The sequence below is a fragment of the Dactylosporangium sp. McL0621 genome (assembly GCF_049995355.1).
Classification (GTDB): Bacteria; Actinomycetota; Actinomycetes; order Mycobacteriales; family Micromonosporaceae; genus Dactylosporangium.
Map to the genome: position 1 here is coordinate 3,967,954 of NZ_CP188259.1, position 26,767 is coordinate 3,994,720.

At 74.1% G+C, this 26,767-nt stretch carries 27 protein-coding genes; 21 read left to right on the plus strand and 6 right to left on the minus strand.

The genetic code is table 11. The annotated features are described in order from the left end of the window. Positions 1-12 precede the first annotated feature (12 nt). Entirely contained in the window at positions 13-588 is a 576-nt protein-coding gene (locus ACPPVO_RS18850) for a SigE family RNA polymerase sigma factor (protein ID WP_426512496.1), read from the plus strand. Continuing rightward, positions 581-1,741: a hypothetical protein gene (locus tag ACPPVO_RS18855; RefSeq protein WP_426512497.1), complete on the plus strand. Its 1,161-nt coding sequence runs from the start codon at positions 581-583 to the stop codon at positions 1,739-1,741. Before ACPPVO_RS18850 ends, ACPPVO_RS18855 begins: the two co-directional genes overlap by 8 nt. Before the next feature lie 296 nt (positions 1,742-2,037). Here ACPPVO_RS18855 and ACPPVO_RS18860 read toward each other — a convergent pair whose 3' ends face one another. Further along, on the minus strand, positions 2,038-2,841 hold the full coding sequence (locus ACPPVO_RS18860; RefSeq protein ID WP_426512498.1) for an NAD(P)H-binding protein: 804 nt from the start codon (positions 2,839-2,841) through the stop codon (positions 2,038-2,040). A 442-nt stretch (positions 2,842-3,283) separates the two neighbouring features. On the opposite strand from ACPPVO_RS18860, the gene ACPPVO_RS18865 reads away from it, so the two are divergent. From ACPPVO_RS18865 to ACPPVO_RS18895, 7 genes are all read left to right on the plus strand, one after another. Then, positions 3,284-3,472: a DoxX family protein gene (locus tag ACPPVO_RS18865; RefSeq protein ID WP_426512499.1), complete on the plus strand. Its 189-nt coding sequence runs from the start codon at positions 3,284-3,286 to the stop codon at positions 3,470-3,472. Positions 3,473-3,800: 328 nt separating this feature from the next. Next, complete coding sequence (locus ACPPVO_RS18870; protein ID WP_426512500.1) at positions 3,801-4,748, plus strand: AraC family transcriptional regulator; 948 nt, start codon at positions 3,801-3,803, stop codon at positions 4,746-4,748. Between the two features lie 418 nt (positions 4,749-5,166). After that, on the plus strand, positions 5,167-5,940 hold the full coding sequence (locus tag ACPPVO_RS18875) for a class II aldolase/adducin family protein (RefSeq protein ID WP_426512501.1): 774 nt from the start codon (positions 5,167-5,169) through the stop codon (positions 5,938-5,940). A gap of 8 nt (positions 5,941-5,948) precedes the next feature. After that, positions 5,949-7,199: an amidohydrolase family protein gene (locus ACPPVO_RS18880; protein ID WP_426512502.1), complete on the plus strand. Its 1,251-nt coding sequence runs from the start codon at positions 5,949-5,951 to the stop codon at positions 7,197-7,199. Between the two features lie 10 nt (positions 7,200-7,209). Next, positions 7,210-8,001 carry a FadR/GntR family transcriptional regulator gene (locus tag ACPPVO_RS18885; RefSeq protein WP_426512503.1) on the plus strand — a complete coding sequence of 264 codons (792 nt, stop codon included), beginning with the start codon at positions 7,210-7,212 and terminating at the stop codon, positions 7,999-8,001. A 22-nt stretch (positions 8,002-8,023) separates the two neighbouring features. Beyond that, positions 8,024-9,259 (plus strand): lipopolysaccharide biosynthesis protein, encoded by a 1,236-nt coding sequence (locus ACPPVO_RS18890; protein WP_426512504.1) that lies wholly within the window; start codon positions 8,024-8,026, stop codon positions 9,257-9,259. A gap of 20 nt (positions 9,260-9,279) precedes the next feature. Continuing rightward, the gene (locus ACPPVO_RS18895) at positions 9,280-9,996 is read left to right on the plus strand and encodes a septum formation family protein (RefSeq protein WP_426512505.1); all 717 of its coding nucleotides are present in this window, start codon (positions 9,280-9,282) and stop codon (positions 9,994-9,996) included. An 8-nt stretch (positions 9,997-10,004) separates the two neighbouring features. On the opposite strand, the gene ACPPVO_RS18900 is transcribed toward ACPPVO_RS18895, so the two are convergent. Next, positions 10,005-10,634: a TetR/AcrR family transcriptional regulator gene (locus ACPPVO_RS18900; RefSeq protein WP_426512506.1), complete on the minus strand. Its 630-nt coding sequence runs from the start codon at positions 10,632-10,634 to the stop codon at positions 10,005-10,007. Positions 10,635-10,718: 84 nt separating this feature from the next. Here ACPPVO_RS18900 and ACPPVO_RS18905 point away from each other — a divergent pair, with 84 nt between their 5' ends. From ACPPVO_RS18905 to ACPPVO_RS18920, 4 genes are all read left to right on the plus strand, one after another. After that, positions 10,719-11,462 carry an SDR family NAD(P)-dependent oxidoreductase gene (locus ACPPVO_RS18905; RefSeq protein ID WP_426512507.1) on the plus strand — a complete coding sequence of 248 codons (744 nt, stop codon included), beginning with the start codon at positions 10,719-10,721 and terminating at the stop codon, positions 11,460-11,462. Positions 11,463-11,763: 301 nt separating this feature from the next. After that, complete coding sequence (locus tag ACPPVO_RS18910; protein ID WP_426512508.1) at positions 11,764-12,435, plus strand: hypothetical protein; 672 nt, start codon at positions 11,764-11,766, stop codon at positions 12,433-12,435. A 309-nt stretch (positions 12,436-12,744) separates the two neighbouring features. Further along, the gene (locus tag ACPPVO_RS18915) at positions 12,745-14,676 is read left to right on the plus strand and encodes a sensor histidine kinase (RefSeq protein WP_426512509.1); all 1,932 of its coding nucleotides are present in this window, start codon (positions 12,745-12,747) and stop codon (positions 14,674-14,676) included. Continuing rightward, entirely contained in the window at positions 14,673-15,314 is a 642-nt protein-coding gene (locus ACPPVO_RS18920; RefSeq protein ID WP_426512510.1) for a response regulator, read from the plus strand. The genes ACPPVO_RS18915 and ACPPVO_RS18920 overlap by 4 nt, the downstream gene beginning before the upstream one ends. Before the next feature lie 76 nt (positions 15,315-15,390). Here ACPPVO_RS18920 and ACPPVO_RS18925 read toward each other — a convergent pair whose 3' ends face one another. Next, positions 15,391-16,092, minus strand: a complete 702-nt coding sequence (locus tag ACPPVO_RS18925) for an alpha/beta fold hydrolase (RefSeq protein WP_426512511.1) — start codon at positions 16,090-16,092, stop codon at positions 15,391-15,393. Between the two features lie 39 nt (positions 16,093-16,131). Between ACPPVO_RS18925 and ACPPVO_RS18930 the strand changes: the two genes are divergently transcribed. Further along, the gene (locus ACPPVO_RS18930; RefSeq protein WP_426512512.1) at positions 16,132-17,055 is read left to right on the plus strand and encodes a hypothetical protein; all 924 of its coding nucleotides are present in this window, start codon (positions 16,132-16,134) and stop codon (positions 17,053-17,055) included. On the opposite strand, the gene ACPPVO_RS18935 is transcribed toward ACPPVO_RS18930, so the two are convergent. Further along, positions 17,025-17,789 (minus strand): hypothetical protein, encoded by a 765-nt coding sequence (locus ACPPVO_RS18935; RefSeq protein WP_426512513.1) that lies wholly within the window; start codon positions 17,787-17,789, stop codon positions 17,025-17,027. The genes ACPPVO_RS18930 and ACPPVO_RS18935 overlap by 31 nt on opposite strands. Positions 17,790-17,979: 190 nt before the next feature. On the opposite strand from ACPPVO_RS18935, the gene glgX reads away from it, so the two are divergent. From glgX to ACPPVO_RS18955, 4 genes are all read left to right on the plus strand, one after another. Continuing rightward, positions 17,980-19,926 (plus strand): glycogen debranching protein GlgX, encoded by a 1,947-nt coding sequence (gene glgX, locus ACPPVO_RS18940; RefSeq protein ID WP_426512514.1) that lies wholly within the window; start codon positions 17,980-17,982, stop codon positions 19,924-19,926. A 177-nt stretch (positions 19,927-20,103) separates the two neighbouring features. Next, complete coding sequence (locus tag ACPPVO_RS18945; RefSeq protein ID WP_426512515.1) at positions 20,104-20,451, plus strand: hypothetical protein; 348 nt, start codon at positions 20,104-20,106, stop codon at positions 20,449-20,451. 356 nt (positions 20,452-20,807) lie between these two features. Then, positions 20,808-21,530, plus strand: coding sequence for a hypothetical protein (locus ACPPVO_RS18950; RefSeq protein WP_426512516.1), 723 nt, complete (start codon positions 20,808-20,810; stop codon positions 21,528-21,530). Between the two features lie 41 nt (positions 21,531-21,571). Next, positions 21,572-21,916 (plus strand): hypothetical protein, encoded by a 345-nt coding sequence (locus ACPPVO_RS18955; protein WP_426512517.1) that lies wholly within the window; start codon positions 21,572-21,574, stop codon positions 21,914-21,916. Here the strand turns inward: ACPPVO_RS18955 and ACPPVO_RS18960 are convergent. Together ACPPVO_RS18960 and ACPPVO_RS18965 are read right to left on the minus strand one after the other, a co-directional pair. After that, a complete protein-coding gene (locus ACPPVO_RS18960; RefSeq protein WP_426512518.1) occupies positions 21,870-22,772 on the minus strand; it encodes an alpha/beta fold hydrolase in 903 nt (300 codons plus the stop codon). The genes ACPPVO_RS18955 and ACPPVO_RS18960 overlap by 47 nt on opposite strands. A gap of 102 nt (positions 22,773-22,874) precedes the next feature. Continuing rightward, positions 22,875-23,036: a hypothetical protein gene (locus ACPPVO_RS18965; protein ID WP_426512519.1), complete on the minus strand. Its 162-nt coding sequence runs from the start codon at positions 23,034-23,036 to the stop codon at positions 22,875-22,877. Positions 23,037-23,298: 262 nt separating this feature from the next. On the opposite strand from ACPPVO_RS18965, the gene ACPPVO_RS18970 reads away from it, so the two are divergent. The 3 genes from ACPPVO_RS18970 to ACPPVO_RS18980 all read left to right on the plus strand — a co-directional run bounded on the left by ACPPVO_RS18970 (position 23,299) and on the right by ACPPVO_RS18980 (position 26,762). Continuing rightward, positions 23,299-23,829: a GrpB family protein gene (locus ACPPVO_RS18970; protein ID WP_426512520.1), complete on the plus strand. Its 531-nt coding sequence runs from the start codon at positions 23,299-23,301 to the stop codon at positions 23,827-23,829. A gap of 273 nt (positions 23,830-24,102) precedes the next feature. Further along, a complete protein-coding gene (gene helR / locus ACPPVO_RS18975; RefSeq protein WP_426512521.1) occupies positions 24,103-26,271 on the plus strand; it encodes an RNA polymerase recycling motor ATPase HelR in 2,169 nt (722 codons plus the stop codon). Further along, on the plus strand, positions 26,268-26,762 hold the full coding sequence (locus tag ACPPVO_RS18980) for a SigE family RNA polymerase sigma factor (RefSeq protein ID WP_360377403.1): 495 nt from the start codon (positions 26,268-26,270) through the stop codon (positions 26,760-26,762). Before helR ends, ACPPVO_RS18980 begins: the two co-directional genes overlap by 4 nt. The last annotated feature ends 5 nt before the right edge of the window (positions 26,763-26,767 follow it).

The following is a 26,767-nucleotide window of genomic DNA, read 5'->3' on the forward strand; positions in this document are numbered from 1 at the left end:
CGCGGCGGGTCCATGCGTGTTCGTTCCCGGAGGGCCGGGCGACGCCGGCCGCCGTCGGGGAGGAGCGGTGTGAAGACGTTGCGCGCGGAGGCCAGGGCGCCGGCCAGCCCGGACATCGACGAGTTCTACGCCGCCCACGTGCGCGGGCTCACGCTGCAGCTGTGGGCGTACACCGGCGACCTGGCCGCCGCGCAGGACCTCGTGCAGGAGGCGTTCTGCCGGGCGCTGCCGCGCTGGGAGCGGGTACGCACCTACGACGACCCGCTCGGCTGGGTCCGCCGCGTCGCGTGGAACCTCGCCACCAGCCGGTGGCGGCGGGCGCGGGCCGCGGCCGAGTTCCTCCAGCGGCAGCGCGTCGAGCACGTCGACGGCCCGGGGCCGGACCGCGTCGCGCTCACCGCGGCGCTCGCGACCCTGCCGGCGAACCAGCGCGCGGCGGTCGTCCTGCACCACCTGGCCGACCTGGCGGTCGCCGACATCGCCGAGCAGCTCGGCGCGAACGAGGGCACGGTACGCGTCTGGCTCCACCGGGGCCGTGCCGCGCTCGCCGCCCGGCTCAGCGACGCCGGGGAGGGCCGCAATGGCTGACGACATCGACCGCCGGCTCGACACGGCGTTCGCCGACTTCACCGCGGCCGCCGCGCCCCGCGTCAAGCCCGCCGGCCTGGCGCCGGTGCGCGCGACCGTGCGCCGCCGCCGTACCGTGCGGATCGGTGTCGCCGCGTTCGTCGCGGCGGTCGCCGTCATCGCCCCGGTGGCCGCCTTCGCGGCGCGCAACACCGGCACACCGCCGCCCCCGGCCGACTCGGCAACGCCCCCGCCCGACCCGACCGGCAGCCCCGTCCCACCGGACGGCGTCGCCCCCTCGCTGCACTCGCACAAGGCCGACTGCACGAGTCCGTCCGGCGATGTGCGATTTTTGTGCGACGGTACCGTCACGATGCCCACGTCCGCCCACAATGGACGGTGCCCGGACGGCGCCGCGACCTTCACCGGCGGCCGGAGCGGCAGCGTCCGCCTCGACAGCGTCGCGCAGACGGACGTCGACGGCGACGGGAAGGCAGAGACGATCGCGCTGTACAACTGCGAGGGCAGCGACCTGGGCAGCCAGGCGGTCGTCGCCTTCACCGGCACCGCCGACGGCGTCCGCGCGCTCGGCGACTTCGTGACGTTCCAGGTTCAGCCCGGCGGGATCGGCTGGGTGCCCGACATCGGCACCGACGCGGACGGCCACGTTTGGCTGGAGGTCAGCGACCGCCACGAGTACACGGACCCGGCGGTGCCGCAGTGGCGCCGCTACCACTGGACCGGCGCGGGCTTCGCACAGGACCGCGGCCCGACGACGTTCAGCACGTCGAGCCACGGCCTGGTCGTGACCGCGGCGCTGGCCCTGGCCCCGGCCGAGCCCGACGGGTACCGGGAGTCCGTGCTCACCCTGACCGTGCGCAACGACGGGACCGGGACGGCCCGGGACGCCGTCCTCGACGTGTACTTCGAGCACGGCGTCCCGACCGGCGCGTCGGTCTGCCCGATCGTCACGCAGAACACGCTGCTCATCACGCGCTGCACGGTCGGGGAGCTCGCGCCGGGGGTGACGAAGACGTTCCCGCTCCACCGGAGGCTGACGGCCATCGACGCGGAGGCGGTGACGGATGGGACGGTACCGGAGGCCGGCTGGGCCTACCTGAGGTTCGGCCCCCTGCGTGCGGCGACGGTGGCCATCCCACGGGCAACCGGCTGACGCACTCCTCGACCGGCCGCAGCGGCTGGTCGAGGCTCGGTCCGCTGTGTGCGGCGATGGTAGTCATCCCGTGCACAGCGGGGTCCGCGGTGGCCGGCCCGGGGCGTGCGTCGGTCCCGGCCGCCGTGGGTGGGCTGTGCAGGCGCACGGGAGGGTCCCGGCGACGTTCGTCATCCCGTGCGCGGCCGGCTCACGTAGTCCTCGGACGGTCGCAGAGGCTGGCCCAGGGGTGTGCCGTGGTCCCGGGCCGCCCACGGTGGCTGTGCAGACGCACGGGAGGATCCCGGCGACGTTCGTCATCCCGTGCGCAGCCGGCTCACGTACTCCTCGAACGGCCGCGGCGGCCGGCCCAGGGCACGCTCCACTCCATCGGAGACGCCCTGGTCCCGGCCGTCGCGGATGGCGGTGAAGACGCCCGCGAGGATCTCGGCGACCGGGCGCGGCACACCGCCGGCGACCTGGCGCTCGACGTACTCGCCGGGCGTCACGTCCACGTGCCGGGCCCGCAGCCCTGTGGCGGCGGCGACCAGGTCCACCGCCTCGCCGAAGGACAGCGCGCGGGGGCCGGTCAGCGCGTACCGCTCGCCGTCGTGCCGGTCGGATGTCAGCGCGGCCGCGGCGACCTCGGCGATGTCCTCGGCGTCGACGAACGCGGTCCGCCCGTCGCCCGTGGGCAGCGCGAGCTCACCAGTGGTCAAGTGGCCATGCCAATCGGTTTCGGTGAAGTTCTGCGCGAACCAGCCCGGCCGCAGGATCGTCCACGCGGCGCCGGATGCGCGCACGGCGGCCTCAACGGCGAAGAGCGGATGCCGATCGTGTACCGCTCCGGGCGCCGACAACAGCACGAACCTCTCGACGCCGGCCTGCGTGGCCGCGGCGACGAAACCGGGCAGCCGCACGGATCGCAGGTCGGGCTCGACGAGGTAGGCCGCGGCGACTCCGTCCAGCGCGGGCCCCCAGGTGCCGGGCTCGCCCAGGTCGACCCGGACGTCGGCGCCGGTGCGCGCGGCCGTGCGAACCGCACGGCCCTGCGAACGCAGCACGTCGGCGACGCGCCGGCCGGTTTTGCCGGTACCGCCGAAAACCAAAACGTTTTCCATGCCTTTTAGGAAACCGTTTCGGTCGGTGGACGGGCCATGGGCGATCGTCGCCGAAACCTTTGCGGTCGTCCAGGTGTGCTTCGCGGCGCAACGCCGCCGGCGACGAGGGGGCGAGGTCCCAGGTGTGCTCGTTGCCGCCGATGCCGGTCGGCGGTATGCCGTCGCCCTGTCCCGGCGGCCCCGTCGCCCATCGAGGCCGACGATCCGCCCAGAGCCCGGCGTTGCTGCCTGACGCGGCGGAAGTCCGCCCCGGCGTTGGTTAGGAAGGCGGAGTCCGCCCGGCGTCTGGTTAGTGAGGCGGAAGTCCGCCCCGGCGTTTGGTTAGGAAGGCGGAGTCCGCCCGGCGCCTGGTTGGCGAGGTGGAAATCTGGGCCGCCGCGGCTGTGCAAGGTCCTAGTACGGGCGGGGGCCGGGGTATGGGCCGTCCGGGTCGATGGTGCGCATGCCCGCCGTGGTCGGGGTCGCGCCGATTCTGGTGCCGGTTGCCGGTACCGGGCTTGCCCTGGTGATGGTCGGTGCCGTGGTGATGCATCTGCGGCGCGGTGAGGTTCCGGCGTTGGTGCCGAGCGGGGTGCTGTTGGTGCTGGCCGCGGTGGTGGCGTGGGGGCGGTTCGGGCCGTACGCCTTCTGATCCCGATAGCGGCGCCGACTCCCCGCGGCCTCGTGGTCGGGGTCAGGGCCCGACGCCCTGTGGTTGAGTCCAGGGCCAGGACCGCGGCCGGGAGATCGGGTCGAGTGCAAGGGTCACGGCCGGGCGCACGTGGTCGAGTCCCGGGGGCCAAGTCCCGGGGGCCGTGGCCGTGGCGGGGGCCGTGGCGGGGGCTGGGGCGGGGGCCGTGGCTTGGGCTGGGGCCGTGGCTGGGGCCGGGGCTGGGGTCGGTGTCGGGGCTGGGCCCGGGCACGTGGTCGAGTCCCGCGTTCGCAGCTCTGGCGCGCGGGGGTGACTAGCATCGGCTCACGTGGACGTGCTCAGCGATCTGCTGCACCGGGGCCGGGCCGGCGACGCGCTCGTGCGGCAGCTCATTCAGCGGGCGCCGTGGTCGATGACGTACGAGGATGTTCCGCCCCTCACCGTTGTCACCGCCATCGGCGGGCCGGCGGCCGTTCGCGTCTTGGGTGCTGGTCGGCCGGCGGCCGTGCTTGCTCCCGGGGACATTGCGCTGATCACCGCTCGCGGGCCGTACACGGTCGCGTCTGCGCCGGACGCGCCGGCGCGGTATGTCATCCGGGGTGGACGTAAGTTCGTGGCCGGCTCGGGTGAGGTGGCGCCGGAGCGGGTGCCGCTCGCTCCCCGCACGTACGGTGACGACGCCCCCGGGGCCACGACCATGCTCCGCGGGGCGTTCCATGTGACCGGAGCCGTCGGTGATCGGCTCCTCGGCATGCTTCCGGCCCTGGCTGTCGTCCCGGCCGGGCCTCGCACCCGGCCGGTGCTCGAGCTGCTCGCCGCCGAGACCGCCCGGGACGAGCCGGGGCAGGATGCCGTGCTCGCCCGGCTGCTCGACCTCGTGCTCGTCGTGGCGTTGCGGGCCTGGTGTGCCGGGCCGGAGGCGGAGCCGCCGGGGTGGTACACGGCGCTGGCCGATCCCGCGGTCGGCGCCGCGCTGCAGCGGATGCACGCCGAGCCCGCCCGGCGCTGGACGGTCGCCGAGCTTGCCGCGGTGGGGCGGCTGTCCCGCGCCGCCTTTGCCGCTCGGTTCGTGCGGCAGGTGGGGGAGCCGCCGCTGGCGTACCTCACCGGCTGGCGCATGGCCCTCGCGGCCGACCGGCTCCGGGCCGGGGACGACACCGTTGCCGTGGTCGCCCGTGAGGCCGGATATGCCGATGCCTTCGCGTTCAGTGTCGCGTTCAAGCGGGCGCACGGTGTGAGCCCGTCGGCGTGGCGGAAGAGCGGGTGCGCGGCGTAAGTCCGTCAACCCGGCGGAGGAGTCGGCACACACGGAGGCTCAGCGGGGAGAGCGCCGGGCGGGGCTCAGCAGGGAGAGCGCCGGGCGAGGCCCAGCAGGGAGAGCGCCAGGCGAGACCCAGCAGGGAGAGCGCCGGGCGAGGCCCAGCGGGGAAAGCGCCGGGCGAGGCCCAGCGGGGAAAGCGCCGGGCGAGACCCAGCGGGGAGAGCGCCGGGCGAGACCCAGCGGGGAGAGCGCCGGGCGAGACCCAGCGGGGAGAGCGCCGGGCGAGGCCCAGCGGGGAAAGCGCCGGGCGAGACCCAGCGGGGAGAGCACAGGGCGAGACCCGACGAAAAGTGGCACAGAAAACAACCAAGCGTTTGCTTGCCTCAACCGGTACCGACTGCTAAATCTTTTAAAAGATTTTCAGGAGGTGCGAGTGACAACCGTGACCGAGAAGGCCGGCGGCACCGCCGTCTGGTCGCCCCGCATCACCCCGCCCATCGGGGTCGAGCTCACCGAGGCCCAGGCCCTCGCCTGCGCGTTCCGCATCCTGGCCCGCGACGGCTTCAGCGAGAACATCGCCGGGCACATCACGATGGTCAAGAACGACTCCGGCGACATGTGGATCAACCCGTGGGGCCTGTGGTGGGACGAGGTGTCCGCCTCGGATCTGTGCGTCGTCGACCGGGACGGGGCCGTCAAGGAAGGGCGCTGGGACGTGACCCCGGCGTTCCACATCCACACCGAGCTGCACCGTGCGCGGCCCGACGCCCGGGTGGTCGTGCACAACCATCCGTACTACGTGACCGTGCTGGCCGCGGTCGGCGTGCTGCCCGAGATCGTGCACCAGACCGGGGCGATGTTCGACGGCGACCTGGCGTTCGTGCACGAGTACACCGGCGAGGTCGACGACGCCGCGCTCGGGGCCGACCTGGCGCGCCGGATCGGCGACAAGTCCGTCGTCATCCTCGCCAGCCACGGGATCATCGTCACCGCGCCGACGATCCAGGAGGCGACCTACCGCTCCGCGAGCATCGACCGCGCGTGCAAGCTCGCGTACGACGTCATGCTGCTGGGCCGCGACCCCCTCGCCATCGCCCCCGGGCTGCGCGCCGGCATGAAGAAGTCCCTGCTGGAGCGGGGTTCGGACTACTACTGGGCCGGCGCGGTCCGCAAGCTCCTCCGCCACGAACCCGACGTCCTCGACTAGGAGAGCACATGGCCTCGATCGACGAGCTCCTGCGCAACACGAGCTTCACCACCGCCGACCGCGACAAGGTGACGTTCCTGCCCGACCCGCCGCGCCAGGAGCGCAAGTACACCTTCATCTCCGTCGACGACCACATCGTCGAGCCGCCGGACGCCTTCGAGGGCCGGATGCCGGCCAAGTACGCCGAGCAGACCCCGCGCGTCATCGAGAAGGACGGCAGCCACGTCTGGATGTACGACGGCCGCGAGTTCCCCAACGTCGGGTTCAACGCCGTCGTCGGCCGGCCCGTCGACGAGTACAGCATGGAGCCGAGCCGGTTCGACGACATGCGCCGCGGCTCGTGGGACATCCACGAGCGCATCAAGGACATGGACCTGTCCGGCGTGTACGCCTCGCTGTGCTTCCCGTCCTTCCTGCCGGGCTTCGCCGGGCAGCGCCTGCAGCTGTCCACCCCCGACGCCGAGCTCGCGCTCGCGGCCACCCGGGCCTGGAACGACTGGAACATCGAGGCGTGGTCGGGCGCGTACCCGGACCGGATGATCCCGTGCCAGCTGCCGTACTTCCTCGACCCCGAGGTGGGCGCGCAGGAGATCTACCGCAACGCCGAGCGCGGCTTCAAGGCGGTGACGTTCACCGAGGCGCCGCACCTGCTCGGCCTGCCGTCGCTGCACACCGGGCACTGGGACCCCATCATGCGCGCCTGTGCCGAGACCGGCACGGTGGTGAACCTGCACATCGGCTCGTCGGGCAGCTCGCCGTCGACCGCCGAGGACGCGCCGCCGGACGTGGTCGGCGTGCTGTTCTTCGGCTACTCGATGTTCTCCGCCGTCGACTGGCTGTACTCCCGCATCCCGGTCCGCTTCCCCGACATCAAGATCGTGCTCTCCGAGGGCGGGATCGGCTGGGTGCCCGGCCTCGTCGACCGGCTCAACCACATGCTGAGCTACCACGAGATGTACGGCACCTGGAAGGGCATCGACCTCACCCCGGCCGAGGTGCTGCTGCGCAACTTCTACTTCTGCGCCGTGGAGGACCCGTCGACGTTCGCGCTGCGCGACGTCATCGGCGTCGACCACATCCTGCTGGAGCAGGACTACCCGCACTGCGACTCGACCTGGCCGCACACCCAGCGCACGATCGAGGAGGAGATCGGCGGCCTGCCCGCGGCCGACGTGCGCAAGATGACGTGGGAGAACGCCTCCGTGCTGTACCGGCACCCGGTCCCGGACGCCGTGCAGCAGGACCCGGACGCCTACTAAGCTCACGGCCGTGGAGCCCCGGGTACGCGTCCATCGGCTCGCCGAGCAGGTCGCCGACCGCATCCGGGCGCAGATCATCAGCGGCGGGCTCGCCGACGGTGACCCGCTGCCCAAGTCGGAGGAGCTGATCCGGCGGTACCCGGTCAGCCTGCCGACGCTGCGCGAGGCGATGCGCATCCTGGAGGCGGAGGGCCTCATCACGGTGCGCCGGGGGCGGCTGGGCGGTGCCGTCGTGCACCGGCCGTCCCCGGCCAACCTGGGGTACAACCTCGGCCTGGTGCTCGCCGCCCAGCGCTCCGGGATCGGTGATGTCGCGGTCGCCCTGCGTCACGTCGAGCCGGCGTGCGCGGCGCTGTGCGCGGCCCGGGCGGACCGTGCGCGCACGGTGGTGCCGCGCCTGCGGGAGCTGCACGAGGAGTACCTCGCGCGGATCGGCGACCTGCCCGCCGTGGTCGGCGTGTCGCGCCGCTTCCACGAGGCCCTGGTCGGCCTGTGCGGGAACCCGCCGCTGATCGTGCTGGCCGGGGCGCTGGAGGCGCTGTGGTCCAGCCACGAGGAGGGCTGGGCGAGCCGGACCGAGCCCCGGGGTGTACCGCTGAGCCAGCGCAAGGAAGCCGGAGCGGTACACGGGAAGATTCTGGACCTCATCGAGGCCGGCGAGTCCGAGGCCGTGCACCGCCTGGTCGCATCGCACCTGGCCGCGGCCCAGCGCAACCCCGAGCCGTCCGGCTCGCCCGCGATCGACCTCACCCTGCTGCGTGAGCTGATGCAGCCGCCGGGCGAGGCGGCCGATCCGCACTGATCGCGCCTGCTACGTTCGGCCCATGGCAGAGCTGGTCGCCGACCCGGTCCCCGCGACGCGGCCGGGCGTTCGCGCACTCGCGCGCAACTCGGCGATCGCGGCCGGCGCGGTGGTCGCGAACGGCCTGCTGAGCGCGGCGATCCTCGCCCTGTGCACGAAACTGGGGCAGACCGCCGAGGTCGGCGCGTACACGGTCATGACGTCCGCGCTCGCCTTCGTGCTCATCTTCCTCAGCGGCGGCTCGGCGCTGCTGTACCTCAACGGCACCGAGGAGCAGCGCGCCCTGGTGCGCAGCCAGTGGATGATCGTCGTGGTGCCCGGCCTTCTGCTGGGCACCGTGGCGGTCGGCGCGTTCTACGCCACGCGGGGGTACGGCATCGGCGCCCTCACCGCGGCCGGCGTGGTGGCGCTGGGCAACGGGCTCGCCACGCTGCAGCAGACCGACTTCAACCGCCGGATGCGCTTCCTGGCCAGCGCCGTGCTCATCTGCACCAGCAAGGCGGTCTCGCTGGTGATGGTCCTGCTCGGCGTGCCGCTCACGGTCGCCCTGGCCACCGCCGGGCTGGCCCAGCTGCTCGCCGGCGAGCTGGTGCTGGGCAAGCACGGGTCGCTGCGGGCCGATCTGCTGCGCGGGCTGTCGTGGCGGCGGGCCTTCGAGGGGTACCGCTCCAGCCGCCACCTCTTCGGCTACTCCCTCGGCGAGCTGTACGTCGCCCGCTTCGGCACGCTCGTGCTGTCCGTGGTCGCCAGCCCGGCCGTCATGGGCAGCTTCGGCGCGATCGTGACCGCCTACCAGGCCATCGGCGGCGTCGTGCAGTCCGCGCTGCAGGTGCCGATGGTGGCGCGGGCCCGCAGCCGGCTCGGCATCGAGCAGACGGCCCACCCGGCCGGCTTCTCGGTCGCGGTGGCCCTGGCGTGCGCGGTGCCGATGGCGGCGGCGGTCGCGATCCTGGCCCCGTTCCTGACCGACACCGTGCTGTCGCTGCCCCAGCGCGAGGCCTCCACCTGGCTGGCCGTGTTCATGCTGGCCCTGCCGTGCCTCGCGGTGACCCGGGCCGTGCTGTTCAACTGGATCGGCGACGGGCACTACAGCCGGGCCACGAAGGCCATCGGCATCGTCGCCGGCCTGCTCACGGTGGCGGTGGCCGTGGCGGTACCGCTCTGGGGCCCGCTCGGCACCGCGGGCGCGACCGCCGCCGCCGAGGCAGCGGCGCTGGCCGTGATCCTCGCCGTGATGGCCCGGCGCCGCGCCGCCTGAGGGGCGTGTATGTTCCCCGCGTGAAGACGAAGATCGCCATCGGTGTCGCCGTCGCGCTGGTGCTCTCCTGCTGTGGTTTCGCGCTGTTCCGCCACTTCGCCCCGAACCACCACGCGTCCGGCGACAAGGGCTGCTACGGCACCACGGTCGAGATCGACCAGCTCGCGCCCGCCCCGTGCCGCGACCCGCACGAGGCCGAGATCATCGACTTCTTCTACGCCGACGGCGCCGAGAAGGGCTGCCACGAATCGGCCGAGGAGTTCCTCGGCGGCCCGCTCGCCGACGCGCGGGTGCAGCTGCAGCGGCTGCGGTACGTCCGCGAGGACTTCACCTCGCTCGCCTGCGCGCTCGTCGTCGTCAGCGACTCCGAGGACTCGGCCACCCAGTACACCGGCAGCCTGCACGGGGCGATGTCCGGCGACCGCCCGCTGGCGATCACCTGCGGCCACTACTACGACGAGGGCCGGCTGCAGTACAAGACCTGCGGGGAGCCGCACTCGGCCGAGTACGTTGGCGCGGTCGTCGACGGCGGGGACCACGAGGCGAGCTGCCGCCAGGCGGCCGCGGCCTATCTGGGGCAGCCGGTGGACGAGTTCGCCGCCCGGCGGGACCTGCGCTCGTACGCGCTCGCCAGCCCCCGCGACGGCCGCACCGGCTGCGTCGTGGCCGCGGCGTCCGGGCACGACGACCTGAAGGCGTCGCTCAAGGGGAAGGGCGCGGCGCCGCTGCCGGCTTGAGCCGACCGTCAGGCCGCTCGGGTCCCGAAGGAGCCGATGTAGGCCAGCGCCGCGTTCATGGCCGCCCGCAGCGGCCCGGAGCTGCGCATGGTGTGGCTCAGCAGGTTCCCGCCCTCCAGCGCGGCCAGCAGCGTCAGCGCGAGCTCCTCGAGGTCGGCGTCGGCCCGCAGCTCGCCGCGGTCGCGCATGACCCGCAGCCCCTCGTGCAGCAGCCCCTGCCAGCGCACGAACCCGCGGCTGAGGTCCTCGCGCGAGGCGTCGTCGGTGACGGCGAGCTCCCCGGCGAGCGAGCCGAGCGTGCACTCGCCGCGACCGCCGCCGGCCTCGTGGTGCTCGATCGCCGCGTCCGCCCAGGCCCGCAGCGCGTCGAAGCTGTCGAGCGGGCCCATGATCGGGCGGCCCGGCACCGGGGGCGCCTCGGCCTGGCGGGTGATGACCGCGCGGATCAGGGCCTGCTTGCTGTCGAAGTAGTGGTACAGCTGCGATCCGCTGATGCCGGCCGCCTTGCGCACGTCCTCGGTGCCGGTGCCGGCCACGCCCCGCACGGCGATCAGGTCGGTCGCGGCCCGCAGGATGCGCTCCCGGGTCGCCTGGCCCTTCGCGGTCAGGCGGTGCGGCCTCGGCGGACTGTCGCTCACGGGTCCCGAGCCTACCGAATGGGTTGCTCAACCCAAAATTCGTTGCTACAAATTGGGTAGGTCAACCCAGAAAGGGGTTCGGACATGTCCGCACTCGAAGGCCGCACCGCCCTGGTGACCGGCGCCACCGCCGGCATCGGGCGAGCCGTCGCCGTCCAGCTCGCCGACCGCGGCGCCGAGGTCGTCGTGCACGGCCGCGATCCGCGCCGCGGCGCCGAGGTCGTGGCGCAGATCGAAGGGCGGGGCGGCCGGGCGCGCTTCGTCGCCGCCGACCTCGCCGACGCCGACGATGTCGCGCGGCTCGCCGCCGCGGCCGGCGAGGTCGACATCCTGGTGAACAACGCCGGCATGTACACGTCCCTCGGCACGCCCGACACGACGGCGGCCGACTTCGACCGCCACCTCGCCGTCAACACCCGCGCCCCGTACCTCCTGGTGGGTGCGCTCGCCCCGGGCATGGCCAAGCGCGGCCGCGGCGCGATCGTCAACGTGACCTCGACCGCGGCGACGTCCGCCGCGCCCGTGGGCACCGCGTACGGCGCCTCGAAGGCCGCGATGGAGCTGCTCACCCGCTCCTGGGCGACGGAGTTCGGCGCCGCGGGCGTCCGCGTCAACGGCGTCTCGCCGGGGCCGGTCCGCACGGAGGGCTCGGAGCCGCTGATCGCCGCGCACCCGGGCATGCTCGCCGGGGCGAACATCCGCGGCCGGATCGGCGAGCCCGACGAGATCGCCGACGTCGTGCTGTTCCTGGTCGAAGATCGAAGCAGCTATGTCAACGGTACCGTCGTGCTGGCCAACGGCGGCGAACGCAGCGCGCTGCCGGGCTGACCGTCCGCTTGCCGACGGCGAGCATTGCCGCGCACTGCGGCGCTGACCGTCCGCTTGCGAACGGCAGCGTTTGCCGCGCACTGCGGGGCTGACCGTCCGCTCGCCAGCGGCGGCGAACGCTACACGCTGCCGGCCTGACCGCCGCTCGAGTCGCCGGCGGCGTTTGCGGTGCGCTGCCGGATCGACCGCCGCTCGAGTTTCCCGGCGCCGCGGGACAGCCGTCACTACCTCCGGGACGTCCCGCGGCGGGACGCTGCCTGCGACCCCGCCGACCGGGCGGGCGATCGCAGGGAGCGAGACGATGCGTACTTCCCTCTGGCACCGCGGCGCGGGCGTCGCCTGCCTGCTGCTGGCCCCGCTCGGCCAGCTCATCCAGTTCCTGGTCAGCCCGGTCGGGCCGGGCGACTCCGCCGCCGAGCAGGTGGCCGCCGCGGCCGCGCACACCGGGGCGATGCGCCTCGCCGTCGTGCTCGACCTGCCGATCCTGCTCGTCCTGCCCGCGGTCCTGTACGCCGGGTTGGTCGCCGGCCGGTCGCGCCTGGCCACGGCCGGCACCGCGCTGACGTTCGGCACCGCGCTCGGGGCCGGATACCTGCTGGGCCAGGACATCGTGGTCCAGGTCGCGGCCGGGCAGGCCGACCGGGCCGGGGCCGTCGCGCTGGTCGAGGGGTACGCGACAAGCGGCGTGCTGACCGGGCTCGTGGCGCTCTACCTGGTCGGGCACGTGGTCGGCTTCATCCTGCTCGGCATCGCGCTGATCCGGTCCCGGGCGGTGCCGGCCTGGGCCGGGGTCGCGCTGTCCGTCTGGCCGCTGGCCGAGATGGGCGGCCAGGCGGCCGGGGTCCGGGTCGTCGCGGCGGCCGGGTTCGTCCTGCTGCTGGCCGGCTTCGCCGCGTGCGCCGTGCGGCTGGTCCAGGGCGGGCGGCCCGCCGGGTCGGACCGGGTGCCCGAGCCGGTCGGGGCGATCGGCTGAGCGCGTGCGGCGAGCACCTGGTCCGGGGAGAGCCGGGCGGCCGAGCCGGTCGGGGCGATCGGCTGAGCGCGTGCGGCGAGCACCTGGTCCGGGGAGAGCCGGGCGGCCGAGCCGGTCGGGGCGATCGGCTGAGCGCGTGCGGCGAGCACCTGGTCCGGGGAGAGCCGGGCGGCCGAGCCGGTCGGGGCGATCGGCTGAGCGCGTGCGGCGAGCACCTGGTCCGGGGCGGGCGGCCCGCCGGGTCGGACCGGGTGCCCGAGCCGGTCGGCTGAGCCGGGCCACCGCCGGCGCCGCGAGAATCGAAGGAAGATGACGCGACCGAACGCCGCCGCCGTGGCCCGCACCGCCGTCGCCGTCGCCGCCGCGCTGACGGTGCTGGCGACGGTGCTCGCCGTGGGCTACCGGCGCGACCCGGCCGGGCTGGGACTGGCCGCGCTGGTGCTGCTGTTCCTGTCGGTGCCCCTGGTCGGGGCGGCGGTGGTGCGCGGCGAGCCCGGCAACCCGGTCGGCTGGACCCTGCTCGCCTGCGGGGTGAGCGTGCCGCTGGCCGCCGGCGCCTTCGTGTACTCGCACGCCCGGTACACCCCGCTGGCCGGCTGGCTCGACGGCTGGCCCTGGACCCCGGCCCTGACCCTGGTACCGGTGCTGGGCCTGCTGCTGTTCCCCGACGGGCGGCTGCCGTCGCGACGCTGGCGGCCGGTGCTCTGGCTGGCCCTGGCGGTGCTGGCCGCTCAGCTGGTCAACGAGCTGTTCGCGCCGCACCTGCTCGACCACCCGCAGCGGGCCAACCCGACCGCGCTGCCCGGCCCGGCCGGTGCCGTCGCCGACGCGCTGGGCGCGAGCATCGCGCTCGTCCCGCCGCTGGCGACCCTGAACGCGTGGGCGGTACAACGGCGGCCGCGCACGCCGGCGCTGCGCCTGCTGACCCCGGCGGCCTGGCTGATCGCGGCCTCCTGGTGGGCCTGCGGCGTGGCGGTCGTGGCGACCGGCGACAGCAACAACGCGCTCGGGGCCGAGCTGTCCGGGCTGCTGGTGCTGGCGATCACGGCCTGGCTGGCGATCCGGCGCTACGGGTTGTACGACGTGCGCAAGGTCGTCAACCGCGCGCTGGTGTACACGGGGCTCAGCCTGGCCGTGCTCGCCGTCTACCTGGCCGTGGCCGCCGGGGCGCGGGCGCTCGGCGCGCCGGTGCTCAGCGGGCCGGTCGCGGCGGTGGCGACGCTGCTCGCCGCGCTGCCGCTGCGGGAGGCGCTGCAGCGGCTGGCCAACCGGATCAGCTACGGCGACCGCGACGACCCGTACGCGGCGCTGGTCCGGCTCGGCCACCGGCTCGAGGACGCGGCCGCCGCCGACGAGGTGCTGCCCGGGGTGGCGCGGACGGTCCGCGAGGCGCTGCGGCTGCCGTACGTGGCGATCGACCTCGGCCCGGCGCGGGTGGACAGCGGCACGCCGACGGTGTGCGACGAGTACCCGCTGACGTTCGCGGGCGAGACGATCGGGGTGCTGCGCGCGGGACGCCGCGAGCCGGACCAGCCCTTCACACCGGCCGAGGCGCGGCTGCTGGCCGGCCTCGCGGGGCAGGTCGCCGCGGCCGGGCACGCCGTCTCGCTGACCCGGGACCTGCGCCGCTCGCGGGAGCGCCTGGTGAGCGCGACGGAGGAGGAGCGCCGCCGCATCCGCCGCGACCTGCACGACGGTCTCGGCCCGGGACTGGCCGGCGTCGTGCTGGGGCTGCGGCGGGCCCGGCGCGACATCGCCACCGACCCGGCCGCGGTGGCCGACCGGCTCGACGCGCTGACCGAGCAGGTGCAGCTGGCCGTGGGCGACGTGCGGCGGCTGGTGTACGGGCTGCGGCCCCCCGCGCTCGACGAGCTCGGCCTGGTCGGCGCGCTGCGCGAGCAGGGTCTGGGCCTCGGGGACTTCGACGTGTCGGGGCCGCCGGACGCGCTCGCGCTGCCGGCCGCGGTCGAGGTGGCGGCGTACCGCATCGCGCTGGAGGCGATGACAAACGTCGCCCGGCACGCCGGCGCCGGGCGGGCGAGCGTGCGCATCACCCTGGACGGCGCGCTGACCGTGGAGGTGGCCGACGAGGGCGTGGGCCTGCCGGACGGGTACCGCGCCGGGGTGGGCATCGCCTCGATGCGCGAACGAGCCGCCGAGCTCGGCGGCGACTGCACCGTCGCCGCCGCCGGCCCGCACGGCACGGTCGTGCGGGCCTGTCTGCCGCTGGAGCCCTCATGAGCATCCGTGTCGTGGTCGCCGACGACCATCCCGTGTTCCGCAACGGGCTGCGGACCCTCGTCGAGGAGAGCCCGGGCCTGACCTACGCGGGCGAGGCGGCCGACGGGCGGCAGGCGGTCGAGGTGTGCGCCGCGGCCGAGCCGGACGTGGTGCTCATGGACATCCGCATGCCCGAGGTCAGCGGCATCGACGCCACCCGCCGGATCCTGGCCGCGCGGCCGCAGACCGCGGTGCTCATGCTCACCATGCTGGAAGACGACACGTCCGTCTTCGCCGCGATGCGGGCCGGCGCGCGCGGGTACATCCTCAAGGGCGCCGACGAGGAGCAGATCCTGCGCGCGGTCACCGCCGTGGCGGCCGGCGAGGTCATCTTCGGCGCGGCCGTGGCGGCCCGGATGGCGGCGTTCTTCCAGGGCGGCCAGCGCTCGGCGGCTCCGGCCTTCCCGGCCCTGTCGGCGCGGGAGCACGACATCCTGGAGCTGATCGCCGGCGGCCTGTCCAACCCGGCCATCGCGCAGCGGCTCGCGCTGAGCGAGAAGACGGTGCGCAACAACGTGTCGAGCATCTTCGCCAAGCTGCGCGTCGCCGACCGGGCCGAGGCCATCGTCCGCGCCCGCGACGCCGGCCTCGGCCGGTAGCCCGCACGGGCCGCGGCGGCGCGCCCGGGCGGGACCCCCCGGGCGCACCGGCCGGCCGGACGCTATCCGCCGCCCGTTAAGAAAACGTTGGTCCGCTGCTCAGCCAGGCCAGCATCGACGCCCAGTGCGCGGCCCCCGGCGTGTGGCCGGCGGCGGCGATGTCGACCTCGGCGGCGGGCAGGCGCGCGGCGATCAGCGGGGCGTCCGGGACGGCCCGGCCCGGGTCGTCGGCGCCGGCCCAGATCAGCGTGCGGCAGGCGACCTCGCGCAGGCGGAAGCCCCACGGGCGGATGTCGGTGGCGAGCCAGTCGCCGGCCACGCCGGCCGCGTCCGGGCCGAAGCCGGCGGCGGCGCGGGTCACGAACCGGCGGCCGTGGCCGGGCACGTGCCGCAGCGTCCAGGCCTGCCGGCGTTCCGCGCCGTGCACGGTGTGCAGCTCGCGGTCGGGGCCGGTGAAGCTCGCCGTCACCACGCCCGTGAGGCGGTGCGGGAAGCGGGCGCCGCAGGCCGCCGCGTAGGGGGCGCCGCCGGAGAAGCCGAGCACGCCGAAGCGCTCGATGCCCAGCGAGTCCATCAGCACGGCGATGCCGTCGGCGACGCCGAGCAGGGTCGGGCGCCGGGCCGGGGCCGAGCCGCGGTACCCGGGCCGCTCGACGCGGATCAGGCGCGTGCCGGACGCGGGCGGGTGGTCGTCCGCGGAGCCCGGGGTGCCGTGCAGGAACACCACCGGCGGTCCGGCCGGGTCGCCGTGCCCGGTCCACGCGAGTTCGTCCGGCACGTGGGCCACAATAGCCGTGCTGTGTAGGCTGCGGGGACCATGGAGCCCTTCGTCCTGCCGCCCTGTGAGCCCGGCGGCCAAGACCCGCGGGAGGTGGCCGCGTCCGTCGAGGCGTGGGCCGCCGCGCCGGCGCTGGCCGAGCTGGTCGCCGAGTTCGGGGGGACGCCGAGCGCCGACCTGGACGCGCTGGCCGGGTTCTGCGCGGTCTGGGACTACCGCGGCGGCGTCAAGGAGCGCTTCGACACCGAGCGGATCGACTTCGAACCGGACCGGGACCGGCGGATCCGCGACCTCATGCACGCGCTCGGGATGGGCGGGCCGCCCGCGCCCGCGCACCGGCGCTACGACCACGTGCTCGTGCTCGGCGGCGGCATCCGGGTCGCGCTCGGCCGCACCGACTACACCGCCCGCCTGCTCGCGGACGGGCTCGTCACGACCACCCTCACCGGGCTGGGCAGCCAGCGGTGGCGCGACGACCGCGAGTTCCGCGAGGGCGCGCGGCTCGGGCTCGGGCCGGTCGACACCGAGGCCGACATGATGGCCGCGGCGTTCCGCAGGTTCCTGCACCTGGGCGAGGCCCGGACCGTGAACGAGTGGCACCGCGAGTGGGACGGCGACATCCACGTGCTCGCCGCGCCGTCGACCCGGCCGCCGCTGCGTGCCAACACCGCCGACACGCTCACCGGCTGGGCCGAGATCGTACGGACGCCGGCGAGGACCGATCGCGTGCTGCTGGTGACCAACGCGCCCTACGTGCGCCATCAGCACTGCGACGCGATCCGGCTGCTCGGCTCGCGGTACGGCTGCGGCATCGAGACCATCGGCTTCGACGACGCCGCGACGGCGGACTGGGGCCGGCCGCTGAGCACGACCGAGCTGCTGCAGGAGGTGCGCTCGTCGATCCTGGCGATGCGCAACCTGCACCGCCACGCTCAGGACAGCGCGGCGACCACCGCCCGGTAGGCGTCGGTGCCCACCGAGAACGCGCCGTAGTACGGGAAGTTCATCTCGACCACCAGGAACAGGTTGGTGGCGATGACGGCCGAGGCGAGCGCGAGCAGCGTCCGGCGCACCGCGGTGTCGTCGAGGCCGAACAGCGGGCACAGCGCCAGGAGCGCCAGCGTGGCGGTGAGCACGCCGATCCACATCACCGGCGACATCTGACGGTCGTCGGCCTCGGACTTCGCGGCCTGGCGCAGCGACTCGGCGCGGCCGATGGTGCGCATCGCCTCGGTGACGTACGCCTTCTGCGCCTCCGTCGCCGGCTGCAGCGCCCCCACGATCCCGGTGATGCGGTCGAGGTCGGCGATGCGGCGCGGGTCCGGGTCGGTGTTGAGGTGCGCGGGCCAGCCGTCGATGACGTCCTGCTCGTAGCGCACGATCTCGGCCCGGATCTGCCGCTGCAGGTCGGCGCCGAAGACCACGCTGCCCGGCACGAGCGGGGTCAGCGCGACCGCCTCGTCGCGGACGGTGTCCTGGGCGTCCTTGTAGCCGTCCCACAGCGACACCACGCACAGGCCGATGACTATCGCGTAGGCGACGCCGACGGTGGCCACGATGACGCCGGTGACCTCGTTGTGGCGCTTGAGCCGCCGGTGCGACAGGCGCCGGTGCACGAGGGTGTCGAACGCGAGGGTCAGGCCGGGCAGCCCGGCGATGAGCACGAGCCCGACCAGCCAGGCCGGGACGTCCCGCACGAGCCACAACTCCGCGCGCTCATACGGTAGTGGGCGCCGGGTGCGGCCGACCCAGAACGCGCGATCCGATCACGGACGGTGATCGTCTTGCTACGGTCGGCGCCATGACCACCCAGGCCCTGGACCAGGACACCCTCACGCTCGAACTGGGACGGGCCCATCCGTTCGGGGCGCGATGCGACGCCGGGGCGTGAACTTCGCACTCTTCTCGGAGCACGCCACGGGGGTCGAACTGCTCCTGTTCGACTCGTGCGACGCGGTGGCCCCGAGCCGCACGTTCCGGTTCGACCCGCAGGCCAACCGCAGCTTCGCGACCTGGCACGGCTACGTGCGCGGGCTGCGGCCGGGGGCCTTCTACGGGTACCGCGTGACCGGCCCGGACGGCGCGGGCCACCGCTTCGACCCGGAGAAGGTGCTCATCGACCCGTACGCCAAGGGCGTCTCCCGCGCCCGCTGGGACCGCGACGCCGCCTGCCGGCCGGGCGACAACGCCGCGACGTCGCTGCGGGGCGTGGTCGTCGACGTGGACGCGTACGACTGGCGCGGCGACCGCCCCCTGAACCGCCCGCTCGCCGATCAGGTGATCTACGAGCTGCACGTCGGGGGCTTCACGCGCTCGCCCAGCGCCGCGGTGGCCCACCCGGGCACCTTCGCCGGCGTGGCGGAGAAGATCCCGCACCTGCGCCGGCTCGGCGTGACCGCCGTGGAGCTGATGCCCGTCGCGGACTTCGACGACGGCGGGGGGAACTTCTGGGGGTACAGCACCGCCGCGTTCTTCGCGCCGCACGCGCGGTACTGCCGCAACCCGTGGGGCGGCGAGCACCTCGACGAGTTCCGGGACATGGTGCGGGCCCTGCACGCCGCCGGCATCGAGGTGATCCTCTACGTGGTGTTCAACCACACCGACGAGGGCAACCAACTCGGGCCCCTGTTCAGCTTCGCCGGGCTGGACAACGCGAACTACTACCACCTCGACCCGGCCGACCCGCGGTACTACGACGACTACTCCGGCTGCGGCAACACGCTGATGGCCAACCACCCCATCGTCACCAAGCTCATCAAGGACTGCCTCGAGTTCTGGGTGCGCGACATGCACGTCGACGGGTTCCGCTTCGACGAGGCCGCGGTGCTCACCCGCGGGGCCGGCGGCGCCGTGCTCGACGAACCCTCGGTGGTGTGGCAGATCGAGCTGTCCGAGACGCTCGCCGACACGAAGATCATCGCGGAGGCGTGGGACGCGGCCGGCGCCTATGAGGTCGGGCGCTACCCGGGCTACCGCTGGGCCGAATGGAACGGCCGCTTCCGCGACACCATGCGCCGGTTCGTGCGCGGCGACGCGGGCCTCGTCGGCGAGGTCGCCGACCGGCTCGGCGGGAGCGCCTCGCTGTACCAGGGGCGCGGCCACGCCCCGGGCAACTCTGTCAACTTCGTCACCTGCCACGACGGCTTCACGCTGGCCGACCTGGTCTCGTACGACCACAAGCACAACGAGGCCAACGGCGAGGGCAACCGCGACGGCAGCGACGACAACATGAGCTGGAACTGCGGCGTGGAGGGCCCGACCGACGACGCGGGCGTGCTGGCGCTGCGTGAACAGCAGATGAAGAACCTGGCGACCTTGCTCATGCTCGCCCGCGGGGTGCCGATGCTGCTCGGGGGCGACGAGTTCGCCCGCACGCAGCAGGGCAACAACAACGCGTACAGCCAGGACAACCCGATCGGCTGGGTCAACTGGCACCTGGCCGGGATGCACGCCGGCCTGCTGCGCTACTGGCGCGGCCTCATCGCCTTCCGGGCGGGCCACGCCACGCTGCGCGCCAACGAGTTCTACACGCCGGACGAGGTGGCCTGGCACGGCACCGAGCTCGGCGCGCCCAACTGGTCCGACCCGCAGTCGCGGGCGCTCGCGTGCACCGTCCGCGGCCGCGCGGGCGGCCCCGACCTGCATCTGATGATGAACATGTACTGGGAGCCGCTGGACTTCCAGATCCCCGCCGACGGCCGCCGCTGGGTGCGCGCCATCGACACCGCCCTGCCCGCCGGCGACGACCTGCGCGACGAGGGCGCGGAGCCCGCGGTGCCGGGCCCGGCGTACACCGTGCACGGCCGGAGCATCGCCGTGTTGCTGTCCCACTAGGAGGCGCAGTGCCCAACGCCATCGACTTCACCTTCTCGGATCTCATCGCCGGCTACGTCATCAGCTACGACGAGAGCGGCCGCACCATCGAGCTGAACACCTCCGACGGCCGCCCCTTCCGGATCCGGCTCACGAGCACCACGACGGCCGAGCCGGCCGGAGCGCCACCCGATGGCCGTGGACGCGGTCATCCGCGCCGCGGTGCTGAACCACTTCGCGTGCCTGCGCGCGATCGCCGCGCACATGCCGCCGCTCGCCTTCGCGGCGGCGCTGAACGAGCGTCCGGCGATCAACGGCCAGACGGCCCTGGACGACACCGTGCACCGGGCCCTGACCGCCCCACCGTCCACCTTGGACAGTCATCTCGAGCAGATCCGGTGGCTCATCGGGCACGGCGCCCGCGCGGACGTCCCCGACCACACCGGCGTGACGCCGCTCGGCCGCGCGACGGCGGCACTGGGCGACCCGGTCCTGAAGGCGCACGCCAAGGTGGTCCTGGCGGCGCTGGCTCACTACGGTCCGTAATCGGGACGACGGGGAGAGGGCCGGTTCCGATAGCATCACGCCCGTGTCGAGTGCAGACACGAGGCGGTCGACGGGACCGTCGGGGATGCGTGTAAGTTGCCGAATCGTACGGGAACGAACGACGCCGGGGGGCGAACGCGTCGTACCGGAACGAGCGGTGCATTTCGGCATGTCCACAACGGGCTTCTCGTACGGGTTCGAACGATGCGTTCGGTACGTGCACATTTGTCGGCCGAACGCGGCACGGCACCGGCGCGTGCGACTGCGGCGCGCTGGGTATGGGGCACGGGCCGTTCGGAGGCGCTGGTGACGCACCGCCGTGCGACGACTGGGCACGAGGACCTTCGGAGGGCGCAATGTACCGCTGGGAGATCTGGACCGACGGGCCGTCCCGCTTACTCACGGCGGCCGAGGGGTCCGGCCGCCTGATCACGACCATGCGCGCGCTGTCCGCCGCGTTCCCGGGTGAGGCCGACACCGTGCGGATGAGCCCCGGCGGCGATCGGCTTCCCATCGGTACCGACGCGGATGACGACACCGCCGAAGCCCTGCGGCAGGAGCTCGAGGCGGGCGGCAACACCGGCGTCGAGGCGCTCGGGCTCGGCCGTGGACGCCTGTGGGTGACGTGGCGCGACGCCGGCTCGGGCCGGCCCGGCACGCGCGCGGAGCTGCAGGTGGGCACCAAGCCGCTGATGAACCCGGCGCTGGAGGAGCGGCTGCCCGAGCTGGCCGCGCTCGTCGCCGAGCTCGGCCGGGTGTGGGAGGCCGACTACGCGTGGATCGACATCGTGCACGTGCGCCAGGACTGGAACCGGTGGCGGCGGGGCCTGCCGGTGTTCTCCCTCGCCACCTGGCTCCGCGACTCCGCCGCCCGGGTCGACGTGGGCGGGCTCGACGTCGACGCCACCGACACCGGCGGCGGGCGCCTCGTCGTCCTGCGGCTGCCCCCGGCCGCGGTCGGCAACGACGAGGAGGGCTCGGTGAGCGGCGGACGGGCCCTGGTCCACGCCCTGGCCGCCCGCACGGTGCTCGCCGACGGCCGCCCGCTGCTGGCGGCGAACCCGGCCCTCGCGGGCTGACCGCCGCGCCGGCCTGCGACGATGGCCCGTATGCTGTGACCATGGTCGATGCCGAGTCCTGTATGGACACCATTGTCGGCATCGTGCGCAAGGTGACCCCGCCCGATGCCGTGCGGGCGGTACTGCTCGCCGAGGTCGACGACCACTACACCGGCACACGCATGGAGTTCCACTCCGCGACGGGCCCCCTGGACAGCAGCGGCTGGGTGGCGTTCGCCGACCCGTGGACCGAGGAGCTCAGCGACACCCTCCTCGCGCTGCGCGCCGTGATGATGGCCGAGGGCAGCCCGTCCCGGTTCGGGCTGACCTTCACCGTGCAGGGGGACGGCGGCTTCGACGTCAGCGTGACGTACGAGATGCCTCCGGATCTTCCGTGGATCCACTGACTCCACTGACTCCACTGACGTCACTGGCTCCACTGACGTCACTGGCGCCTTCGCCGAAGAAGGCGGCGATCGGCTCGACGACCCGGCCGGGCGCCCGGTTGAGCCCGTCGTGCCCGCTGCGGGGGATGGGCAGCACGCGCGCGTCCGGGATCGCCGCGCCGAGGGCCGCGTTGAGCGGCGCGTAGTACTGCGGCCCGGCGGACCCGTACGCGAGCAGCACCCGGGCCCGGACGCCGGCCCAGAGCTCGGCGGGCCCCTCGGCGAGCCGGATCTGGTGCGACTCGTCGAGCGTCGAGGCGAGGAGCCCGCCCATCATCCGCCCGATCGGCGTGCGCAGGAACACCCGGCACATCGCGATCTGCACCGCGAGCGGCAGCCGGGCGGCCGCGGAGTGGGTGTTGATCCCGGCGCTGGTGAGCGCCATCGCGCGCGGGATGTCCCCGGCCGCGGCCGCCGCCCGAGCGTCGTCGAGCCACCCGCCCGGGAAGATCCCCTCGACCCCGACGGCGGCGTCGTACAGCGCGAGCCGCTCGATCGGCAGCCGGAGCGCCGCCTGGAGCGCGATGAACCCGCCGGAGCTGTGCCCGATGACGTTGCGGGCGCCGGTGTGCGCGAGCACGGCCCCGAGGTCGTCGATGTCCTGTTCGAACGTATAGGGCTCGCGGCGGGGCCCGGCGTCCTCGCGCCCGCGCCGGTTGTAGAGGTGCACGGCGAACCGGTCGGCGAGCTGGTTCGCGAGCCGCCGGTAGATCCCGATGGTGACCCCGCCCCCGTGCACCACGACGATGCCGGGCCCGCTGCCGACGCTGTGCACGACGATGTCCGCCCCGTCGGGCGCCGCAATCCGCTGCTCCATGCCTCTCTCCTCCCGAGCCATGCCGCTCTCCTCCCGAGCCAAACTGCGAACGACGTTTGCAGTTTAACACAGCCGCCGACCCGGAGGCCGTGCCGGCGAGCGCTACTTCTTCCTGCCCTTCTTGGGCTTCTTCCGCTGCGCCGGCACGGACCCGCCCATCGCCCTGGTCATGGCGATGCGGTCCTCGGTGATGTGCGGGGCCGGCGGGGCCTCCGCGTGGCGGGCACGGTCGGAGGCAGTGATCTCCTGGTGCGTCTCGCTCATCGCGCCGGCGCCACTCCTAGGGGCTGTATCGAAGTGGATGGCCGGGCTGCGGCGGACTCAGACGCCGGCTGGAACCACGCCGGTCACACCCCGATACAACCCCGGTATCGGGGCGCGCCCGGCGCGGCCCCAGCCGACGCCTGAGCCTCGCCTCGCTCCGACCCCCACTTCGATACAGCCCCTAGTCGAAGACGGTGAACGCCTCACCTTTCGGCAGTCAATGACGGAATGCAATCCCCAACCGAGTGGGATCATGGCGGGCGTGGGGGAGCCGATCGAGATCGTCGAGTACCGCGCCGAGTGGGCGGACGAGTTCGCGCAGATCGGGGCGGCGCTGCGGCAAGCGCTCGGCGGCGCGGCGGTGCGGATCGACCACATCGGGTCCACCGCGGTGCCCGGGCTCGCCGCCAAGCCCGTGATCGACGTGCAGGTCTCGGTGGTCGCGCTCGAGCCCGTCGACCCGTTCCGGGAGCCGATCGAGCTTCTCGGGTACCGCTACCGCGCCGACAATCCCGAGCGCACCAAGCGGTACTTCCGCGAGCCGCCCGGCCGTCGCCGCACGCACATCCACGTCCGGGAGGCGGGCAGCTTCTCGCAGCAGTTCCCGCTGCTCTTCCGCGACTTCCTGCGCGTGCACCCGGACGCCGCGGGCGAGTACGCGGCGGTCAAGCGCGCGTGCGCGCAACGGTTCCGCGACGACCGGGCGGGCTACGTGGCCGCGAAGGGGGCGTTCGTCTGGGACATCGTCCGCCGCGCCGACGACTGGGCCCAGAGCGTCGGCTGGCGGGCGTGACGCGCCCGCTACCCGGAGGCCGGTCACGTCCAGGGCGGCGTGCTGCCCGTGACGGTGAGCACCAGGTCGCACACGGCCGTCGACGAAGCACGACGCGGCGCCCCTGAGGGCGTTCCAACCCGTGCCTTCGCGTGGAACAGCGAGCGCATGCAAAAGAGGAGCGCCCTGCGCTCCTCCACTCTCAACGTATACCGCAGGTGGGGGCTTGCGGCAAGACCCCGGTGGCGGCGCAGAATCGTCGGCCTTGCACCAATTCGTGGGGGGACCGCGCACATGCCATCAGTGACCGCCGGTGTTTTCGACCTTTCCGAAAACCTTGCGAAAGCCGACCCGGGCCTCATCGCCGGGGACGAAAAACATTTCGCGGCCATTGCGGCGCGCCTGGAGCAGGTGACCGCCGAGCTGTCCGCGCGCCTCGACGCGGAGCGCCGGGCGCCCGCCGGGATCGGGCAGGCGGCCATGGACCGCGACCAGGAGGTGTACCGCCTCACCGCCCGCCTGCGCACGCTGCGCCGCTACCGCCTCGACCTGTGCCTGGGCCGGATGGTCGGCGCGGACGGGTCCGAGGCGGTGTACGTCGGGCGTCTCGGCCTCACCGGCGCCGACGGGCGCCGGCTGCTGCTCGACTGGCGCTCCCCGGCCGCGGAGCCGTTCTTCCGCGCGACCCACGCCAACCCGAGTGGCCTGGCCAGTCGCCGCCGCTACCGCTGGACCCGCGGCCGGATCACCGACTACTGGGACGAGGTGTTCACCGAGGACGGCTTCGAGGGCCACGCCGCCCTCGACGACCAGTCGGCGTTCATCGCCAGCCTCGCCGGCGACCGGTCGGCCCGCATGCGCGACGTGCTCGGCACCATCCAGGCCGACCAGGACGCCATCATCCGGGCCGGCTCGGCCGGGGCGCTCGTCGTCGACGGCGGGCCGGGCACGGGCAAGACCGTCGTCGCGCTGCACCGCACCGCGTACCTTCTCCACTCCGACCCGCGGCTGGGCCACCGCCGCGGCGGTGTGCTCTTCGTCGGGCCGCACCAGCCGTACCTCGCCTACGTCTCCGACGTGCTGCCGAGCCTCGGCGAGGAGGGCGTGCGGACGTGCACGCTGCGCGACCTGGTCGCCGAGGGCGCCGCGGCCGCGGCCGAGCCGGACCCGGAGGTGGCCCGGCTCAAGTCCTCGGCCCGGATGGTGGCGGCGATCGAGGCAGCGGTGCGCTTCTACGAGCGGCCGCCCACGACGACGACGCTCGTGCCGGCCGAGGACGCCGACCTGCGCCTCACCCCCGAGGTCTGGGCCGAGGCGTTCGCGGCGGCCGAGCCCGGCGTCGCGCACAACGAGGCGCGCGACCCGGTCTGGGCGGAGCTGGTGGAGATCCTGGCCGACCGGCACGACGTCGACCCGCGGGAACTGCGGCGCAACCGGGAGCTGGCGGCGGCGTTCGGCCGCGCGTGGCCCCTGCTCGAGGCGTCCGACCTGGTGGGGGACCTGTTCACGGTACCGGCGTATCTGCGCAAGTGCGCGCCGTGGCTGAGCGGCGAGGAGGTACACCGGCTGCAGCGATCGGACCCGTCGGCGTGGACGGTGCCGGACCTGCCGCTGCTCGACGCGGCCCGGCAGCGCCTGGGCGACCCGGAGGCGGTGCGGCGCCGGCACCGCCAGGTCGCCGAGGCCGCCGCCGAGCGCGAGCGGATGCACCGGGTCGTGGACGACATCGCGGCCGTCGCCGACGACGAGTACGGTGCCGGGCTGGTCTCGATGCTGCGCGTCGAAGACTTCCACGACGCCCTCGTCGACACCGCGGCGCTGACGCGGGTGGAGCCGGACGCGCTGGCCGGCCCGTTCGCGCACATCGTGGTCGACGAGGCGCAGGAGCTGACCGACGCCGAGTGGCAGATGCTGCTGCTGCGCTGCCCGTCGCGCAGCTTCACCATCGTCGGCGACCGCGCCCAGGCGCGGCACGGGTTCGCCGAGTCGTGGCGGGAGCGGCTCGAGCGGGTCGGCCTGGACCAGATCGAGCTGGCCGCGCTGACCGTCAACTACCGCACGCCGGCCGAGATCATGGCCGAGGCCGAGCCGGTCATCCGGGCCGCCCTGCCCGACGCGAACGTGCCCACGTCGATCCGCCACGGCGCCCCGGTGGTGCACGGCCCCACGGCCGACCTGCGCACCATCGTGGACACGTGGCTGGCCGAGCACGCGGAGGGCGTCGCGTGCGTCATCGGCGACCCGTCGTTCCCGGCGACCGGGCGGGTGCGGTCGCTGACCCCGCAGCTGGCCAAGGGCCTCGAGTTCGACCTGGTGGTGCTCGTGAGCGAAGGTGTGCAGGGCGCGGTCGACCGGTACGTGGCGATGACCCGCGCCACCCGGCAGCTGGTCATCCTGTCGGGCGGAGATTTTTTCCGGGAGCATGCAACCTGGCGGGGGTCCGCGGTCGTGAGTAGCGCATGACGGATCGGGACACAGCGTTCGCCGAGTACTTCGCCGCGCGTTCGGACGCGATGCGCGGCACGGCGTTCCTGCTGTGCGGGGACTGGCACCGGGCCGAGGACCTCACCCAGGCGGCGTTCACGAAGCTGTACCTCGCCTGGCACCGGGTCTCGCGGCACGAGGTGCTCGACGGGTACGTGCGCCGCACGCTGGTGCGGACGTACCTCGACGAGCGGCGGCTCGGCTGGTGGCGGCGCGTGCGCACGAGCGACACGCCGCCGGAGCCGGCCGTCGTGGACACCGGGCCCGAGGAGCGGGTCGCGGTCCTCGCGGCCCTGACCTCGGTACCGCCACGGCAGCGCGCCGTGCTGGTGCTGCGGTACTGGGAGGACCTCTCCGTCGACGAGACCGCCGAGCTGCTCGGATGCTCGGCGGGCACGGTGAAGAGCCAGGCCGCGCGGGGACTGCAGACCCTGCGTGCCCAGCTGAGCCCGACGTTCACCACCGACTGAGGAAG

Excerpts from the sequence above, each read along its gene's own strand:
- ACPPVO_RS18905 (WP_426512507.1), top strand. The coding sequence starts at position 10,719 with ATGTCCGCACTCGAAGGCCGCACCGCCCTGGTGACCGGCGCCACCGCC.
- ACPPVO_RS18880 (WP_426512502.1), top strand. The coding sequence starts at position 5,949 with ATGGCCTCGATCGACGAGCTCCTGCGCAACACGAGCTTCACCACCGCC.
- ACPPVO_RS18910 (WP_426512508.1), top strand. The coding sequence starts at position 11,764 with ATGCGTACTTCCCTCTGGCACCGCGGCGCGGGCGTCGCCTGCCTGCTG.
- ACPPVO_RS18955 (WP_426512517.1), top strand. The coding sequence starts at position 21,572 with ATGGTCGATGCCGAGTCCTGTATGGACACCATTGTCGGCATCGTGCGC.
- ACPPVO_RS18915 (WP_426512509.1), top strand. The coding sequence starts at position 12,745 with ATGACGCGACCGAACGCCGCCGCCGTGGCCCGCACCGCCGTCGCCGTC.
- ACPPVO_RS18850 (WP_426512496.1), top strand. The coding sequence starts at position 13 with ATGCGTGTTCGTTCCCGGAGGGCCGGGCGACGCCGGCCGCCGTCGGGG.
- ACPPVO_RS18980 (WP_360377403.1), top strand. The coding sequence starts at position 26,268 with ATGACGGATCGGGACACAGCGTTCGCCGAGTACTTCGCCGCGCGTTCG.
- ACPPVO_RS18860 (WP_426512498.1), bottom strand. The coding sequence starts at position 2,841 with ATGGAAAACGTTTTGGTTTTCGGCGGTACCGGCAAAACCGGCCGGCGC.
- ACPPVO_RS18960 (WP_426512518.1), bottom strand. The coding sequence starts at position 22,772 with ATGGAGCAGCGGATTGCGGCGCCCGACGGGGCGGACATCGTCGTGCAC.
- ACPPVO_RS18890 (WP_426512504.1), top strand. The coding sequence starts at position 8,024 with ATGGCAGAGCTGGTCGCCGACCCGGTCCCCGCGACGCGGCCGGGCGTT.
- helR (WP_426512521.1), top strand. The coding sequence starts at position 24,103 with ATGCCATCAGTGACCGCCGGTGTTTTCGACCTTTCCGAAAACCTTGCG.
- ACPPVO_RS18920 (WP_426512510.1), top strand. The coding sequence starts at position 14,673 with ATGAGCATCCGTGTCGTGGTCGCCGACGACCATCCCGTGTTCCGCAAC.
- ACPPVO_RS18865 (WP_426512499.1), top strand. The coding sequence starts at position 3,284 with ATGCCCGCCGTGGTCGGGGTCGCGCCGATTCTGGTGCCGGTTGCCGGT.
- ACPPVO_RS18965 (WP_426512519.1), bottom strand. The coding sequence starts at position 23,036 with ATGAGCGAGACGCACCAGGAGATCACTGCCTCCGACCGTGCCCGCCAC.
- ACPPVO_RS18950 (WP_426512516.1), top strand. The coding sequence starts at position 20,808 with ATGTACCGCTGGGAGATCTGGACCGACGGGCCGTCCCGCTTACTCACG.
- ACPPVO_RS18855 (WP_426512497.1), top strand. The coding sequence starts at position 581 with ATGGCTGACGACATCGACCGCCGGCTCGACACGGCGTTCGCCGACTTC.
- ACPPVO_RS18930 (WP_426512512.1), top strand. The coding sequence starts at position 16,132 with ATGGAGCCCTTCGTCCTGCCGCCCTGTGAGCCCGGCGGCCAAGACCCG.